Below are 15,851 nucleotides of genomic sequence, written 5' to 3'. Positions count from 1 at the left end.
TTCTTACAGCGACTTCCCGACGAGGCCGATGAGGTCGACGAGGCGGTTCGAGTAGCCCCACTCGTTGTCGTACCAGGACACGGTCTTGGCCTGCTTGCCGATGACCTTGGTCAGGCCGGCGTCGATCAGCGACGAATGCGCGTCGGTGACGATGTCGCTCGAGACGATCGGTGCGTCGTAGTACTTCATGATGCCCTTGAGCGGGCCCTCTGCGGCGGCCTTGAACGCAGCGTTGATGTCCTCGGCGGAGGCCGACTTCTTCAGCTCCGAGGTGAGGTCGGTGACCGAGCCGGTGGGGATCGGCACACGCAGGGCGTAGCCGTCGAGCTTGCCGAGCAGCTCCGGCAAAACCAGGCCGATGGCCTTGGCGGCGCCGGTGCCGGTCGGAACGATGTTCACGGCGGCGGCGCGAGCGCGACGGAGGTCCTTGTGCGGGCCGTCCTGCAGGTTCTGGTCCTGCGTGTAGGCGTGGATGGTGGTCATCAGACCCTGCTCGATGCCGAACTCGTCGTTCAGCACCTTGGCCATCGGGCCGAGGCAGTTGGTGGTGCACGAGGCGTTCGAGATGATGTTCTGGCTGCCGTCGTACTTGTCGTCGTTGACGCCCATCACGATGGTGATGTCCTCATCGGAGGCCGGAGCCGAGATGATGACCTTCTTGGCGCCCGCGTCCAGGTGGCCCTGGGCCTTGGCGCGCGCGGTGAAGATGCCGGTCGACTCGACGACGACGTCGACGCCCAGGTCGCCCCACGGAAGAGCGGCGGGGCCCTCCTTGACGGAGAGCGCCTTGATCTTCTGCTCGCCGACGACGATGGTGTCGTCACCCTCGAGACGCACGTCCTGGGGCAGACGGCCCAGGATGCTGTCGAACTTCAGCAGGTGAGCCAGCGTGGCGTTGTCCGTCAGGTCGTTGACGGCGACGATCTCGATGTCGGTGGTCCCGAGCGCCTTCTGCGCCTCGACGGCACGGAAGAAGTTACGGCCGATGCGGCCGAAGCCGTTGACGCCTACCCGAACAGTCACTAGTTGCTCCTTAAGCGGTGAGTGTAGAGCCGGCGGTTCGATTCCGGCCCGCTCCTCCCAGCCTAAACGTCGCGCTCCGCCAGGTCACCGGAAGGTCACATCTCACGGGTGGGGTGTTGGTCACCGCACCGTCCGTCGACCGCCGTCAGGCCTCGTCGAGGAGCTCCGCGGTGACCGCGGACTCGGTGTCCGGGATGCCCTCGGACCGCGCCTTCTTGTCGGCCATGGACAGGAGTCGGCGGATACGGCCCGCGACCGCGTCCTTGGTCATCGGCGGGTCGGCGAGCTGTCCGAGCTCCTCCAGCGACGCCTGACGGTGCTCCACGCGAAGGCGCCCCGCGGCGACCAGGTGATCGGGGACCTCGTCGCCCAGGATGGCGAGCGCGCGCTCGACGCGAGCAGCGGCGGCCACGGCGGCGCGAGCCGAGCGGCGGAGGTTGGCGTCGTCGAAGTTGGCGAGCCGGTTGGCGGTGGCGCGGACTTCGCGACGCATGCGCCGCTCCTCCCACACCAGGCGGGTGTCGTGGGCGCCCATTCGGGTCAGGAGGGCGCCGATGGCCTCACCGTCGCGGATCACGACGCGGTCGCTGCCGCGGACCTCGCGGGCCTTGGCGGCGATGCCGAGCCTGCGGGCGGCGCCGACGAGGGCGAGCGCGGCTTCGGGGCCGGGGCAGCTGACCTCCAGGGACGACGACCGTCCCGGTTCGGTCAAGGAGCCGTGGGCGAGGAAGGCTCCGCGCCAGGCGGCCTCCGCGTCGCCGATGCTGCCGCCGACCACCTGGGCGGGGAGGCCGCGCACCGGACGACCGCGCATGTCTAGCAGACCGGTCTGGCGGGCCAGCGCCTCGCCGTCCTTGGTGACCCGGACGATGTAGCGGGCACTCTTGCGCACTCCGCCGGAGCGGAGCACGTGCACGTCGGCGTTGTATCCGAACAGCCCGTGGATCTCGTACTTCAGACGGCGGGCGACGTTGCCGAGATCCACCTCGGCTTCCACCACCACTCGCCCGTTCACGATCTGAAGTCCCCCGGCGAACCGCAGCAACGCCGACACCTCAGCCTTGCGGCTGCTGAGCTGCATCACCGACAACCGGCTCAGCTCGTCCTTGACCGCACCCGTCATAGCCACGGTGCAACGCCTCCTGTCCCCTCAGTTTCCCCCGGTCCCTGCCGTCGTCCACGGGTCGCATGCCCCCGGGCCGGCGGCCGGACATCTAAGTTCGATCCTACCGGCGATCATTTTTCGTTGAGCAGCCCCGCCACCGTCGCGGCCGTTTTCGCCGGATCGTGCACACCCGTTCCGGGGATCGCGAGATCGGCGACGCGCAGCTGCGCACCGAATCTCCCCGCCGCCCGTTCCAGGTGTTCGCGTTCCATTCCGGCCGGCACGGAGGCGGCGTCGACGATCACGTCGTCGACGCGGAGGCTCGACGCGTGCGCGTGCAGGACGTGCAGGTGTCGTTCCACCGAGAACCCGGTGGTCTCCCCCGGCTCGGCGACAAGATTGACGAACAACATCTTGCGCGCCGACGTGTCGTGCAGCGCCGCCAGCTGGTCGGGAACCAGGACGTGCGGAATGACGCTGGAGAACCAGGATCCCGGTCCCAGCGTCACGACGTCGGCGGCGCGGATGGCCTCGGTCGCCGCCCGGCAGCCGTCGGGGGCGTCGGGGATCAGTCGGACACGCCGCGGCTTCCCCGGTGTGGTCGCGACCGCCACCTGCCCGCGGATCACCCGGCTGACACGCGGATCGGACTCCAGTCCGGACACGTCGGCCTCGATGACGAGGGGGACGTTCGCCATCGGCAGCACGCGGCCGTCGACGTCGAACAGGTCCATCAGTTCGTCCAGCGCGGACACCACGTCGCCGGTCATCTCGGTGAGCCCGCTGAGCAGCAGGTTGCCGATCGGGTGCCCGGCGAGCGCCCCGTAACCGCCGAACCGGTGCTGCAGCATCTGCGCCCAGCGATCGTGCCGTGCCGCGACCTGCGGGTCGGTCCGGCGGCGGTCCTCGACGGCTGCGGGCGCGCCCATCAGGGCGGCGAGGGCCATTCGCAGGTCACCGGGCGGGATCTGTCCGAGTTCGGCGCGGAGTCGGCCCGAGGAGCCGCCGTCGTCGGCCACCGTGACGACCGCCGTCACGTCCGCGGTCAGGTAGCGCAGGGCGGTGAGGGTGTTGAACAGGCCGTGGCCGCCGCCGAGCGCGGTGGCCTTCAAGCCGTCGATCCTCATTCGCGCCCCAGATCGCGGTGGGTCACTTCGACGTCGTACAGCGGGTTGCCATCCGCGTCGACCGCTGCGGAGAGGCGACGGGCCAGGTCCTCGGACATGGCGACGCTGCGGTGTTTGCCGCCGGTGCAGCCGACGCCGAGCGTCATGTAGCCCTTGCCCTCGCGGAGGTAACCGCGGCCGACGATGCCGACCAGGTCCACGTAGCGGTCCAGGAACTCGGCGGCGTCCTCCTGCTGCAGGACGTAGTCGCGCACCTGAGGTTCCCGACCGTTGTGCTCGCGGAGCTCCGGGATCCAGTACGGGTTCGGGAGGAAGCGGACGTCGGTCACCAGGTCGCAGTCGATCGGCAGGCCGTACTTGAAGCCGAACGATTGCACGGCGATCGACAGTCGCCGGCCGGCGACGCTGGGAAAGGCGTTCTCGACGATCGACCGCAGTCGGGTGGAGCTGAGGTTCGAGGTGTCGATGACGGTGTCCGCGGCGTGCGCGACGGGGTCCATGATGGCGCGCTCCGCAGCGATGCCCTCACCGAGAGTTCCATTGCCCTGCAGCGGATGTCGTCGCCGCACCTGCTCGAAGCGACGGACCAGGACGGCGTCGGAGGCGTCGACGAAGATCATCGACGTGGTGGCCCCGCCCTCCTCCAGGTCGTGTCGCAGCTTCTTCATCTCGCCGTCGAACGACGGGTCGCCACCGCGCACCACCATCGCGATGCGCTGGGCGCCGACCTCGCTGCTGCGGACCATCTGGACCAGCGCCGCGATGAGTGACATCGGGACGTTGTCGCTGACATACCAGCCGTCGTCCTCGAGGACGTTGGCGACCGACGTGCGGCCGGCGCCGGACATGCCGGTGACGAACAGCACGGTGGTGCGGTTCTCCGAATCACTCAACTTACGGTTTCCTTCGTGTCGGTGCTGGGGTGCGGATCGTGCGGGGTGTCCTCATCGAGTGCATCACGAACAGCCTGCGCTGTCGCGGGACCGATGCCCTTCACTTCCGCGATCTCCTCCACCGTCGCACGCTTCAGGTTCGCGACGGAACCGAAATGGGTGACGAGTGCGGTCCGTCGACCGGCTCCGAGTCCGGCGATGCCGTCGAGCGCCGAGGCGGTCATCCGTTTGCTCCGCTTGCTGCGATGGAAGGTGATCGCGAAGCGGTGGGCTTCGTCGCGCACGCGCTGCAGCAGGAAGAGGGCTTCACTGTTGCGCGGGAGGATCACCGGCTCATCATCACCCGGAATCCACACTTCTTCGAGTCGTTTGGCCAGACCGACCACCGCGACGTCGGTGACGCCCAGGTCGTCGAGCACGCTGGCGGCCGCATGTGCTTGCGGCGCACCGCCATCGACCACGAAGAGGTTCGGCGGATACGCGAACTTCTTGGGCTTGCGCGAGGTGGTCTCGTCGTCCGCGGCGGTCTCCCCCGACGGCGATTCGGCGGGCGGCGGCGTGACGGCTCCGTCCCGGTGCCGTTCGAAGCGGCGGCGGGTCACCTCCGCGATCGACGCGACGTCGTCGGAGTGCCCGTCGCCGGCCGCCTCCTTGATCGAGTAGTGACGGTAGTCCGATTTCCGGGAGACACCGTCCTCGAAGACCACGAGGGACGCCACGACATCGGTGCCCTGGACGTGCGAGATGTCGATGCATTCGATGCGCAGCGGCGCATCGTCGAGGCCCAGGGCCTCCTGCAGTTCGGTGAGGGCCGCCGAGCGCGAGGTCAGATCGCCCGCGCGTTGCAGTTTGTGCCGCGCCATCGCCTCCGTCGCATTGCGTTCGACGGTGGTCATCAAGGTCCGCTTGTCGCCGCGTCGCGGGACCCGCAGGCTCACGTGCGAGCCGCGCTGCTCGGTCAGCCACGTCTCGAGCTCCGGTGCGTTGTCCGGCAGGGCGGGCACCAGCACCTCGCGCGGGATGCCGCTGCTCATCTCGCTCTCGGCGCCGTAGAACTGCAGGAGGAAGGTGCCCACCTGATCGCCGAGGGTCGCGTTCTCCTGAACCTCGACAACCCAGCCGCGTTCACCGCGGACACGACCGTCGCGGACGTGGAACATCTTGACCGACGACTCCAACTCGTCGCCGACGATCGCGATGATGTCGGCATCGGTGCCGGTCCCGAGCACCACGGCCTGTTTCTCCATCGCCCGCCGCAGCGCGGAGACGTCGTCTCGCAGACGTGCCGCCCGCTCGAAGTCGAGTTCTTCTGCGGCTGAGCCCATCTCGCGTTCCAGCTTGCGGATGAGACCGTCGGTGCGGCCCGCCAGGAAGTCGCAGAAGTCCTCGACGATCTCGCGGTGTTCGGCGGCCGACACCCGCCCGACGCAAGGCGCCGAGCACTTGTCGATGTAACCGAGCAGGCAGGGGCGACCCATCTGCTCGCTGCGGCGGAAGACGCCCTTCGAGCAGGTGCGGACACCGAAGACGCGGGTCAGCAGGTCGACGGTCTCCCGGATCGCCCAGGCGTGCGAATAGGGGCCGAAGTACCGGACGCCGGGCTTGCGCGGCCCCCGGTAGACGAAGACGCGGGGGTACTCCTCGTTGAGGGTGACCGCCAGCATCGGATAGGTCTTGTCGTCGCGATAGCGGACGTTGAACCGGGGATCGAACTCCTTGATCCAGTTGTACTCGAGCTGGAGGGCCTCGACCTCGGTGCCGACGACGGTCCATTCGACCGACGCGGCGGTGGTGACCATCTGGCGCGTTCGAGGGTGCAGGCCGGCGAGATCGGCGAAATACGACGTCAGTCGCTGGCGGAGATTCTTGGCCTTGCCGACGTAGATGACGCGACGATGCTGATCACGGAACTTGTAGACACCGGGATCAGTGGGGATGGTGCCCGCAGCCGGGCGGTACGTCGACGGATCAGCCACGGTTTCCAGGTTAGTCGTCGGGTGCGACAGCCCCGCGCCCCTCGGTCACAGACGGACCAGGCCACCGTCCGCCATGATCGTCTGGCCGGTGACGAAAGCACTGTCGTCACTGGTCAGGAAGCACACCGTGCCCACGATGTCCTCGGCACGACCACCTCGTTTGATCGCCTGCATCGCTGCGACGCCGTCGAGCACCTCGGCGGAGATGTTCGCCTCGCCGCCCGGTGTCCGCGACGCGGTCGGTGCGACCGCGTTGACGGTGATCCCGTAGGGCGCCAGGTCGGTCGCCAGTCCACGGGTCAACCCGATCGTGCCGCCCTTGCTCGCCATGTAGTGGGCGAGCGCCGGCACGGCGAGACCGAGTGAGTTCGACGCGAGGTTGACGATCCGACCCCAGCCCGCGTCGCGCATCGCCGGTGCGAACGCCTGTGCCATCAGGAACTGGGAATCCAAGTTCACCGCGAGGATCCTGCGCCAGTAGTCGTAGTCCAGGTCGAAGAAGTCGCGGAACGGATAGACGCCTGCGTTGTTGACGAGAATATCCGGGTCGCCGATCTTCTCGACGACGGTCCGCGCGGCGTCGGCGACGCGATCGGGATCGGACACATCGACCTTGACCGAGATCCCCCTCCTGCCGTGCGACTCGATCTCGGCGACGGTCTCCGGCGCGTCGTTCAGGTCGAGTACTGCAACGTCGGCGCCCCGAGCTGCGAGCTCAACGGCGATGGCTCGCCCGAAGCCCTGCCCGGCGCCCGTGACGACGGCGATGCGGTTTGCGTGGCTTGATGTCGACATGTCTGGTTCTCCGTCTCGGTGAGGACGCCTGAGCCGACGGCGGCGCGCGGCGTCGGTGCGGTGTCACCGACTATAAGAAAAGTGTCAGCCGCTATCAACGTAATAGTCGAACTATTGACAATAGTGTCGAACATTGTTGATACTCGCCTTGTGCATGTGTCATACCTCACATGCCGTCCTGAATGTCGCAGCGAAAGGCACGTCATCATGACCATCGCCCCTGACCGCACCGTGACCCGCGGTCGCAACTTTCTCGCAGGCTCGTGGAACGAGGACGGCGAACTCCTCGAGTCCGTGAGTCCATCGACCGGAAGGGTGCTCGGAACCTATGCCAGCGCCGGTCGAACGGAAGCGCTGGCGGCGATCGCCGCAGCACGGCAGACCTTCGACGAGACCGACTGGTCGCGCGACCCACGACGACGTTCACGAGCGATCAGCGAACTCGCAGATCGTCTCGAGGCGCGCATCGGCGAAGTGGCCCTGATGCTGTCGCGTGAGAACGGCAAGCGTCTGCCCGAGACCACATGGGAGGTCTCCACCACCGTCGACTGGCTGCGATACGCGTCGGCCTCGGCACTCATCCTCGACGGAGGTCGCAGTTCCGAGGTCAGCCCGGGCGTCTACTTCCAGACCGGCCGCGAAGCCATGGGCGTCATCGGAATCATCACGCCGTGGAACTCCCCCGTGATCCTCTCGATGCGATCGATCGGACCGGCCCTCGCGGCGGGCTGCACGATGGTCGTCAAGATGCCCGGTCAGACCGCATTGACCAACTCCCTCGTCGCCGAGATCATCGCGGAGACGACATCGATCCCTTCGGGTGTCATCAGCATCCTCACCGAAGGCGGAAACGAGGTGTCGCCCGCACTGGTCGAGTCCGGCGACGTCGACATGATCAGCTACACCGGGAGCACGCACGTCGGTCGGGCCATCGCGACCGCCGGCGCCGCCACCCTCAAGCGACTCAGCCTCGAACTGGGAGGCAAGACGCCGCTGGTGATCTTCGACGACGCCGACCTCGACGTCGCCATGCAGAACATCGTCGCCGCGACCTGTCTGATGAACGGCCAGTTCTGTCTGACCGGCTCCCGACTCCTGGTGCAGCGGTCCATCGCAGACAAGCTGCGCCCGATGATCACCGAGGCCATCGCAGGCCTGAACCCCGGCCCCAGCGAGAGCGACGGATACGACCTCGGGCCGCTGATCGACGCGGCGAGCGCGGCTCGGGTCGACGCCATCGTCGAGTCCGCCGCGACGAGCTACGCGACCCCACTCGTTCGGGGAGGCGTCGTCGTCGACGACGATCGCCCGGGAGGCGCATACTTCAAGCCCGCACTGCTCGAGGTCGATCGCCTGGACGTCCCCATCGTGCAGGACGAGCTGTTCGGGCCCGTCCAGACCTTCGAGGTCTTCGACGACGAGGACGACGCCGTGCGGATGGCCAACGGAACCTCCTTCGGCCTCGGCGCGGCGGTGTTCACCACCGATGAATGGAAGGCTCGGCGCGTGACACGCAACATGCGGGCAGGCTTCGTCTGGACGAACTGCTGGGGAGTGATTCACGAGGCGTTCGAGGAAGGCGGTCTGAAGCAGAGCGGATACGGTCTGCTGTGCGGCCCGACCGCGATCGCCGAGTTCCAGGACACCAAGCTGTATGCGCAGGTGGCTCCTCCCCGAGCCTGATCGTCCCCGAAGGGGTAATACGCTGGCACGTATGCCGAAGCCGACGATCCGAACCTCCGGTCGCCACGACCTGATTCTCGAGCAGTTGCTCGACGCCGCCGAGACGCTGTTCGCTCGACAGGGCGTGGCGGGCACCTCGCTCAGCGAGTTGGCCGAGGCCGTCGGCCTCACCCGCACCGGCGTCTACCACTACGTCAAGGGCAAGGACGAGCTGCTCGAGCATCTGGTCCGCGGCTTCACGATGGAGACGGCGGAGCGACTCACCGAGCTCGCGGCACAGGCGGACCGGCCGGCCGCCGACCGCCTCCGGGAGGGCGTCGCATCGATGGCGAGACGGATCGCCGAGCACCCGCGACGATTCCGTCTCCTCGTGACGAGCGAGGACGCCTTTCCGGAGCCGATCGCGAAACAGCATCGCGCAGCGCGCCGATCGACGCTCGACGCGATGATCTCGCTCGTCGATCAGGCCAAGGCCGAAGGCGGGACGCGTCCCGTCGACACCAGGCTCACGGCATTCGCACTGCTCGGCGCGACCAACTGGATGGCGTTCTGGTATCGGCCGGACCAGGTGGGCGACCTGACACCGCAGCAGGCCGCCGACGCACTCGCGGCCATCGCTCTCGACGGGGTGCTGAGCGAGCGAGCCGAGGGTGCCGACTCACTGCAGGGCGCACTCGACCTTCTCCGAGAGGACGTCGACCGACTCTCACTCTTCGTCGACCGCACGCCGGACTGACCGAATCCACCCGAACAAGAGACGCCAGGTGACCTCGTCACCTGGCGTCTCTTGCGTTATTTCGACGCCGGCGATTGACTTTCGACATGAACGTCAGTACTTTCACAGTTATGTCGAATCGTGATGTGGACCACGTTGTTGCGTACCCGGACGAGATGATCGTTCGCTATCGGTCGGAGGGCCTGTGGCGCGAGCGCAGTCTCTCCGACGAACTGACCGCTGCCTGCAACGACTTCGCTGCCGAAACGGCCCTCGTCACCCCCGAGGTCAGGTGGACGTACGCCGAGCTGTCGGCCGAAGTCGACGCCTTCGCAGCCGGCGTGATCGCGGGCACCGATCTCGCACCGGGCGATCGCGTGATGTTCCAACTCGGAAACACCGCGGAGACGGTCGTCGTCTACCTGGGCGCACTCCGCGCCGGGCTGGTCCCCGTCTGCACCCTCGCACAGCACGGCGCCCGCGAGATCGGCCTCCTCGCCGCTCACGTGAATGCGCGCGGTCTCATCACGCAGGGCGACTTCGACGGCGGACGACTCCTCGACATCGCGCGGTCCCTGATCGCCGACGGCGCCCTCGAGATCGCGATCGTCACGCGCGCGACCCCGTTCGACGGTGCGGTCGCCTACGAGGACCTCCTCGAATCGGGTCGCGGAAGGACCCCGGCACCGGTGGCGCAGGCGCTGACCGATGTCGCCGTCTTCCAGTTGTCCGGCGGGACCACCGGCCTTCCGAAGGTCGCCCCCCGACTTCACGAGGAGTACGCCTACAACTCGCGCGAGTGGGCGCGCGCACTCGAGTGGACGACCGACACGACGGTTCTCTATCCCCTGCCGCTCATGCACAACGCCGGAATCGCCCTCGCGCTGCAACCCGCCATCCTCAGCGGTGCCACGACGGTGCTCGCGCCCGACGCGAAGATCGACGGACTCCTGGATCTGATCACCGCCGAACACCCCACCAGCCTCCCGCTGGTTCCACCGGCGGTGGCCATCAGGATGCTTGACCATCCGCGGACCGCGAGCACCGACCTGTCCTCTATCACGCAGTACATCGTCGGTGGCCAGAAGCTTCCCCTGGAGGTCGCCCATCGGTTGCGCGATGAACTCCGCCTACCGCTGCGACAGATGTTCGGCATGGCCGAGGGCATGTTCTACGTGACCCCGGAGAACGCCCCGGACAGCGTCCTCCTCGACACCGTCGGCGCCCCGATCTCGCCCCTCGACGAGGCGCGCGTCGTCGACCCGTTGACCGGACACGATGTGCCGGCCGGTGAGCTCGGCGAACTCTGGATGCGCGGTCCGTACACGATCCGCGGGTACTACCGGGCGGCCGAGCACAATGCGTCCGCCTTCTCCGCCGACGGCTTCTACCGCAGCGGCGACCTCGGACGGCGCCATCACATCGACGGCGTCGACTACTTCTCCGTCGACGGACGAATCAAGGACGTGATCAATCGGGGTGTCGAGAAGATCCACGCCGAGGAGGTGGAAGAGCTGATCCTCCGCAATCCGGACGTGGAGACCGCAGCCGTCGTCGCGATGCCCGATCCCGTCCTCGGCGAACGGGCCTGCGCCTTCGTCGTGATGCGCGACGGCACCGACCCCCTGACGGTCGAGACGCTGGGCGCACATCTGGCGGCTCACGGCCTCGCGAAGTACAAGTTCCCCGAACGCGTCGAGGTGCGCGACCAACTGCCGCTCTCGAACGTCGGCAAGCTGTCCCGCAAAGACCTGCGCGACGAGGTCGCGCGCCTCCTCGACAACGAATCCGCCCGGCTCGCCTGAGTCGACAACATCTCTATTCGGAGAGGACCTCCCATGACCGATCGTTCAGTCGCCGTCATCGGCGGCGGGCCCGCAGGCCTGTTCACCGCCCGTCTCCTCAAGCGCGACGACCCGTCGCTCGACGTCACCGTCTACGAGCGCAACGGGACCGACACCGCCACCTTCGGCTTCGGCGTCGGGCTGACCGAGGCGACGATGAAGAACGTGCGCGCCGCCGACCCACAGGCCGCCGAAGCCATCCGAGCCGCGAGCTGGGCCGGTCACGACCTCCGGCTGCGACACGTGGACGGCGACACCACCCGCGACATCGCGCTCCACGGCGCCCGCAACCTCGCGATCGGTCGAGCTCGGCTCCTCGAGGTCCTCGAGGAGTTGGCGGTGGAGGTCGGCGTGCGAATCGAGCACGGACGACATGTCACCGCCGTCGAGGTGGACGCCGACGTCATCGTCGCCGCCGACGGCGTCAAGAGCGCGACGCGAGCGGCGGTCGCCGACGAGGTCGGATTCAAGGAGGTCGTCGGCCGGGGCCTCTACATGTGGTGCGGGCTCGGTGTCGCGATCCACGACGCGTTCTTCTCGGCACGAAGGTCCGGCGACGCACTCTTCGTGACACACGCGTACCCCTACGACGAGAGCCACAGCACTTTCCTTCTCGAGACCGACGACGAGAGCTTCGTCGCGGCCGGTCTCGACGTCTTCGACGCCGAGACCCCGGCAGGAGCCAACGACGACCGCAGCATCGCGCTCCTGGAGGAGGTCTTCGCCGAGGACCTCGGCCACCACCGACTCCTGACGAATCGGAGCCGGTGGTCGCGGTTCTCCACCGTCAGTCTGGAGCGATGGTCGACCGGGAACATCGTCTTCGTCGGGGACACCGCGCACACCGCGCACTACACGCTCGGGTCCGGCACCAAGCTCGCACTCGAGGACGCGATCGCTCTGTCCACGGCGCTGCGCGAGCACGACGGACTCGGCGAGGCCTTCGCGGCCTACGAGGCGGCGCGGCGTCCGGCCGTCGAGCGCTTCAAGCACCTCGCGTACCGGAGTCAACGGTGGTGGGAGAGCTACTCCCTGCGTGTCGCCGCGAGGCCCGAGCAGATCGCGCTGTCGTACATGACACGCGCGGGCAATCTCACGGTGGCCGACTTCGCCGCCACCGAGCCGGACACCGCAGCGATCGCACTCGAGCGGCTCGGGACGGAACCACCGACCGACCCGCACCTCGTCGACGACTGGATCCTGGCCCATGCCGAGACGTTCGACGACACCCGCACCGCCGACCTCGTCACCTGGTCGGAACCGGACGTCTGGGGCGATGCCGCAGACCGGGCGGTCGCGGACCTGCGCACCGACCTCGTCCACCTGACCGGCCCCGACGACGTGCTCTCGGTGGACGCTCGGATCGATCTGGCCGAGCGGATCAAACTGACCTCGAACCGGTCCGTGTTCGTGTCGATCCCCGCCGCCGCGCGTGCCGCGGGAGCGGCCGCGATCGCGGCCGACCGCTGCGACGGCATCCAACTCACCTCCTGACCTCCCATCCGAAGGACCAGTCATGTCTCACCCCTCTGCAGTTCTCGCCATCGAATCCGCAGGTGTCCGATTGACCGGGCGTACCGTCAGGCCGACGTCTCCTCCCAGGGGAACGATCGTCGCGATCCACGGTGGAACCTACGACTCGGAGTACTACGACGCGAACGACGACTCGCTGCTCACGACGGCACCTCGTCGCGGATACACCGTCGTCGCTCTCGACCGGCCGGGTTACGGCAGCAGCCGAGCGCCCGCCGACAGCCTCTCCTTCTCCGCTCAGGCTCAGGTGCTGGGGGGGCCGCCGTGGATCAGATCGCGGCGGACGATCCCGGGCCGATCGTCCTCGTCGGACACTCCATCGGCGGGATGCTGTCCATCCTGACCGCCGCGACGACGAACGCCGACCTCGCAGGAGTCGAGGTCAGCGGGCTCGGTGAACTCTGGCAGCCCGGCCTGCGAGAGATGTGGGGATCCATGATCGGCGACGCGACGGAGATCGACCTGCCTGCCGACGCGCATGCCGGCGTCATGCTCGGCCCGGAGGAGACTCAGCGTTCCGACAGCGTCGTGCGCGACGGAGAACTCCTTCGCCCGATTCCGATGCCGGAACTCCGCGACGTCGTCGCCTGGTCCGACCGCCTGCCCGCCGCGGCCGCCGCCGTCACGGTGCCGGTCAGTCTCACCCTGGCCGAGTTCGACAAGATCTGGCAGAACGACGCCGCGGCTCAGGATGCCCTCGCCCGCCACTTCACGGCAAGCCCGACTGTGCAGGTGCAGCGCTTCCTGAATGCCGGCCACTCGATCGAGCTGCATGCGAACGCCGCCGAGTACGTCCGCACGCAACTCGACTTCGTGGACCGCGTCTACGCTGTGTGAGCCGCTCGCACCCTCGGCTGGGCCCATCGCCTACGCGATGGGCCCCAGCCGTTTCCCGGTCTCGGACGCGGCGACGCCACAGACAGACGACCACGCCGCAAACAGCAGTACGGGCGCAGAGGTCGAAACCCCTGCGCCCGTCGCGAAGGATCAGGTACAGCAGGATCAGAAACGCCAGGATCAGAAGCCGCGTGCCGTCAGCCACCCGCCCATCAGGGCTCCCGCTGCGGCGGCGGCCGTGGGCTCGCCCTCGGCCAGAGCGGCGCCGAAGTGCTTGCCGCGGACCCGCTCGTGCGTCACGTCGTCCCCCGCGAACGCATCTGCCATCTCGATCGCGTCGGCCGGGAAGCAGGCCTGATCTCCGGTGACCTCCACCAGCAGGACCGGAACGGAGACGCCTCGCGCCGAACGGACGAGGCCTGCTCGGCTGGAGATCGACGACCACGTGGACAGCCACGCCTCCGGGGTCGTGAGCCGACCGAAGCCCACCACCCCGTAGTTGGTGAGGTCCGGTCGGCTGCCGAACAACGACCCGTAGGGCCTGTCGTTCGGATCCAGCGACGAGTCCACACACCGGAGGTCCGCGTCGCTGCGATACATGGTGATCACTCCGGAGGCGAGCGACGTTCGATAGTCCTGAGGATCACCGGACGTCGAACGGCGGCGGCGCGCCGCCGCCGCCCTCGCCACTGCCGTCCGGGCGTGCTCGTCGATGCGAACGATGCGAGCGTGCTGAGCCGCTCGATACCTCGCAACGAAGTCCGGGCTGTACGACGACCATTCCGGCGCCGGACGGAAGCCGTTCTCGGCGTCGTACGGGTCGAGGGTCGAATCGACCGACAGCGGATCGCTCTCATCGACCACGGACGGGTCGATCATGCGCTCCAGGAGCAGTCCCTGCCCGGGGTGCGGCGCCATCAGCATGAGGGCGTCGGGAACGGGCATGTCGGCCTCGCGCAGCGGCACCGGCTTCCCACCCGGAGTATCGGCGAACCTCCCGGACGGCGTCGCCTCCGCCTGTTCGATGTAGTACGCCGCCAGCGCACCGCCGCCCGAATGACCGACGGACACGACCCGGTCGAAGCCGCGTTCCCTGAGGAAACGATGACCGGCAGCCATGTCCAGGAGCGCCTGCTCGTGCAGGAGGCTCACATCGTTCAGACCGCCGCGGGTGCTCTGGGTCCATACCGCGAATCCGCGGGACAGCAGTTCCGGAACGAGGACGTGGTGCGAGAAGTCCTGCCGCGGGTGCATGAGGACGCAGACCGTCGTCGCCCCGGGAACCTCCCTGAGGAGCCCGGAGACACGCGCTCGGTCGTGGGTGAGCAGTTCGTGCGCGGTCGTGACGGTCCCCTCCGGGACGTCCGCCGCGTCCAGATACCGGCCGGCTCCGAGGCCGGCGGCCTCCGTCACCGCGACACCACACGCAGAGCGTCTTTGTCGTGCTGCACGATCCGCGAGCCCTCCAGGCCCGCCACCGAGCTGTACCAGACCGCATGTCGCGCGCCGGTCGCCCGGCGATCGACCTCGACCTCGTCGTCCCCGGTGATCCGGCAGTACGGGCCCACCTTGACGACCTCGACACCATCGGTCCTCGACACGACGTCGACGACGCCCTCGTTCTCCGGGACGTCCAGAACGTAGAACCGCGCGATCATCGCGTCGCCTCCTGCTCCTCGGCCCACCGCGGGGCACGCTCGACGATCAGTTCGGCCTTGCGCAGCAACAGCTTGTCGAGCGACGGGGCCTCGCCCTGCGCCACCTCCACCAGCGCATCGATCGTCAGTTCGGCGTCGAGGTCCTCCTGCGGTGTGACCGGGCGCAGCGCACGCGTGATCTCGACCATGTAGCCGTTCGGGTCGTGCGTGTAGATCGACTCGATCGTCTCGTGCATCACCTGCATCTCGACCGGCCATTCCGAGTCGTCGAGGCGACGCCGGTACTCCATCAGGTCCTCTTCGTCGTCGACGTGGATCGCCAGGTGGCGCGAGTCGACGAAGTAGCCCGGCGTGCCCTCGGGAAGCCTTCCCCATGAATCGCCCGGCGCCGTCGAGGCACCATGCGGGGGTTCGAGGCCGAAGTAGTAGAAGAACGCGATCCGGTCGCCGTCGCCGATGTCGAAGAAGAAGTGAATGAAGTCCGGATGCTTCTCGCGACCCCATCCGGCGGCGCAGATCGAGTGGACGACGGGGAATCGGAGCACGTCACGATAGAAGTGGACGGTGGCCGCCGGATCGAAGGTCGGGAATGCGGCGTGGTCGACACCCTTGACCCGGTGTTCGGGCTTCGGTGCCTGCGGGTTCGCATCGGTGGACATCTG

Annotated in this window: 15 protein-coding genes; 6 read left to right on the top strand and 9 right to left on the bottom strand. The window is 68.0% G+C overall.

The window, feature by feature from the left end; all coding sequences use genetic code 11:
• Nucleotides 1–3: 3 nt before the first annotated feature.
• From gap to ACH46_RS09980, 6 genes are all read right to left on the bottom strand, one after another.
• The gene (gene gap / locus ACH46_RS10005) at nt 4–1,023 is read right to left on the bottom strand and encodes a type I glyceraldehyde-3-phosphate dehydrogenase (protein WP_062392765.1); all 1,020 of its coding nucleotides are present in this window, start codon (nt 1,021–1,023) and stop codon (nt 4–6) included.
• Between the two features lie 145 nt (nt 1,024–1,168).
• Nucleotides 1,169–2,152 (bottom strand): DNA-binding protein WhiA, encoded by a 984-nt coding sequence (whiA, locus tag ACH46_RS10000; protein ID WP_082399567.1) that lies wholly within the window; start codon nt 2,150–2,152, stop codon nt 1,169–1,171.
• Nucleotides 2,153–2,259: 107 nt separating this feature from the next.
• Nucleotides 2,260–3,255, bottom strand: a complete 996-nt coding sequence (locus ACH46_RS09995) for a gluconeogenesis factor YvcK family protein (protein WP_062392763.1) — start codon at nt 3,253–3,255, stop codon at nt 2,260–2,262.
• Nucleotides 3,252–4,103: an RNase adapter RapZ gene (gene rapZ, locus ACH46_RS09990; RefSeq protein WP_062395230.1), complete on the bottom strand. Its 852-nt coding sequence runs from the start codon at nt 4,101–4,103 to the stop codon at nt 3,252–3,254. Before rapZ ends, ACH46_RS09995 begins: the two co-directional genes overlap by 4 nt.
• A gap of 41 nt (nt 4,104–4,144) precedes the next feature.
• On the bottom strand, nt 4,145–6,124 hold the full coding sequence (gene uvrC / locus ACH46_RS09985) for an excinuclease ABC subunit UvrC (protein ID WP_062392762.1): 1,980 nt from the start codon (nt 6,122–6,124) through the stop codon (nt 4,145–4,147).
• Nucleotides 6,125–6,169: 45 nt separating this feature from the next.
• Nucleotides 6,170–6,919, bottom strand: a complete 750-nt coding sequence (locus ACH46_RS09980; protein ID WP_062392761.1) for an SDR family NAD(P)-dependent oxidoreductase — start codon at nt 6,917–6,919, stop codon at nt 6,170–6,172.
• Nucleotides 6,920–7,126: 207 nt separating this feature from the next.
• Here ACH46_RS09980 and ACH46_RS09975 point away from each other — a divergent pair, with 207 nt between their 5' ends.
• The 6 genes from ACH46_RS09975 to ACH46_RS09955 all read left to right on the top strand — a co-directional run bounded on the left by ACH46_RS09975 (nt 7,127) and on the right by ACH46_RS09955 (nt 13,531).
• Nucleotides 7,127–8,602: an aldehyde dehydrogenase family protein gene (locus ACH46_RS09975; protein ID WP_062392760.1), complete on the top strand. Its 1,476-nt coding sequence runs from the start codon at nt 7,127–7,129 to the stop codon at nt 8,600–8,602.
• A gap of 31 nt (nt 8,603–8,633) precedes the next feature.
• Nucleotides 8,634–9,338, top strand: a complete 705-nt coding sequence (locus ACH46_RS09970; protein ID WP_062392759.1) for a TetR/AcrR family transcriptional regulator — start codon at nt 8,634–8,636, stop codon at nt 9,336–9,338.
• Between the two features lie 110 nt (nt 9,339–9,448).
• A complete protein-coding gene (locus ACH46_RS09965; RefSeq protein WP_226995830.1) occupies nt 9,449–11,122 on the top strand; it encodes an AMP-binding protein in 1,674 nt (557 codons plus the stop codon).
• Between the two features lie 33 nt (nt 11,123–11,155).
• Nucleotides 11,156–12,655: an FAD-dependent monooxygenase gene (locus tag ACH46_RS09960; protein WP_062392758.1), complete on the top strand. Its 1,500-nt coding sequence runs from the start codon at nt 11,156–11,158 to the stop codon at nt 12,653–12,655.
• Nucleotides 12,656–12,677: 22 nt separating this feature from the next.
• The gene (locus ACH46_RS21955) at nt 12,678–13,037 is read left to right on the top strand and encodes an alpha/beta hydrolase (RefSeq protein WP_157851034.1); all 360 of its coding nucleotides are present in this window, start codon (nt 12,678–12,680) and stop codon (nt 13,035–13,037) included.
• Nucleotides 12,959–13,531: an alpha/beta fold hydrolase gene (locus ACH46_RS09955; RefSeq protein ID WP_062392757.1), complete on the top strand. Its 573-nt coding sequence runs from the start codon at nt 12,959–12,961 to the stop codon at nt 13,529–13,531. Before ACH46_RS21955 ends, ACH46_RS09955 begins: the two co-directional genes overlap by 79 nt.
• A 180-nt stretch (nt 13,532–13,711) precedes the next feature.
• On the opposite strand, the gene ACH46_RS09950 is transcribed toward ACH46_RS09955, so the two are convergent.
• Genes ACH46_RS09950 through ACH46_RS09940 form a run of 3 tightly spaced genes read right to left on the bottom strand, consistent with a single transcriptional unit; the run spans nt 13,712 to nt 15,848 of the window.
• A complete protein-coding gene (locus ACH46_RS09950) occupies nt 13,712–14,944 on the bottom strand; it encodes an alpha/beta fold hydrolase (RefSeq protein ID WP_062392756.1) in 1,233 nt (410 codons plus the stop codon).
• Nucleotides 14,941–15,186: a hypothetical protein gene (locus ACH46_RS09945; protein WP_120298840.1), complete on the bottom strand. Its 246-nt coding sequence runs from the start codon at nt 15,184–15,186 to the stop codon at nt 14,941–14,943. Before ACH46_RS09945 ends, ACH46_RS09950 begins: the two co-directional genes overlap by 4 nt.
• Nucleotides 15,186–15,848: a VOC family protein gene (locus ACH46_RS09940; protein ID WP_062392754.1), complete on the bottom strand. Its 663-nt coding sequence runs from the start codon at nt 15,846–15,848 to the stop codon at nt 15,186–15,188. The genes ACH46_RS09945 and ACH46_RS09940 overlap by 1 nt, the downstream gene beginning before the upstream one ends.
• Nucleotides 15,849–15,851 lie beyond the last annotated feature (3 nt).

The sequence above is a fragment of the Gordonia phthalatica genome (assembly GCF_001305675.1).
In the GTDB taxonomy this organism is placed as follows: domain Bacteria; phylum Actinomycetota; class Actinomycetes; order Mycobacteriales; family Mycobacteriaceae; genus Gordonia; species Gordonia phthalatica.
This window is presented reverse-complemented; position numbering and strand designations above follow the sequence as displayed.

Bases quoted from the DNA above. Each gene is read 5' to 3' on its own strand.
- ACH46_RS09995 (WP_062392763.1), bottom strand. From the start codon at position 3,255: ATGAGGATCGACGGCTTGAAGGCCACCGCGCTCGGCGGCGGCCACGGC.
- rapZ (WP_062395230.1), bottom strand. From the start codon at position 4,103: ATGTCCGGCGCCGGCCGCACGTCGGTCGCCAACGTCCTCGAGGACGAC.
- ACH46_RS09980 (WP_062392761.1), bottom strand. From the start codon at position 6,919: ATGTCGACATCAAGCCACGCAAACCGCATCGCCGTCGTCACGGGCGCC.
- ACH46_RS09975 (WP_062392760.1), top strand. From the start codon at position 7,127: ATGACCATCGCCCCTGACCGCACCGTGACCCGCGGTCGCAACTTTCTC.
- ACH46_RS09970 (WP_062392759.1), top strand. From the start codon at position 8,634: ATGCCGAAGCCGACGATCCGAACCTCCGGTCGCCACGACCTGATTCTC.
- ACH46_RS09965 (WP_226995830.1), top strand. From the start codon at position 9,449: ATGTCGAATCGTGATGTGGACCACGTTGTTGCGTACCCGGACGAGATG.
- ACH46_RS09960 (WP_062392758.1), top strand. From the start codon at position 11,156: ATGACCGATCGTTCAGTCGCCGTCATCGGCGGCGGGCCCGCAGGCCTG.
- ACH46_RS21955 (WP_157851034.1), top strand. From the start codon at position 12,678: ATGTCTCACCCCTCTGCAGTTCTCGCCATCGAATCCGCAGGTGTCCGA.
- ACH46_RS09940 (WP_062392754.1), bottom strand. From the start codon at position 15,848: ATGTCCACCGATGCGAACCCGCAGGCACCGAAGCCCGAACACCGGGTC.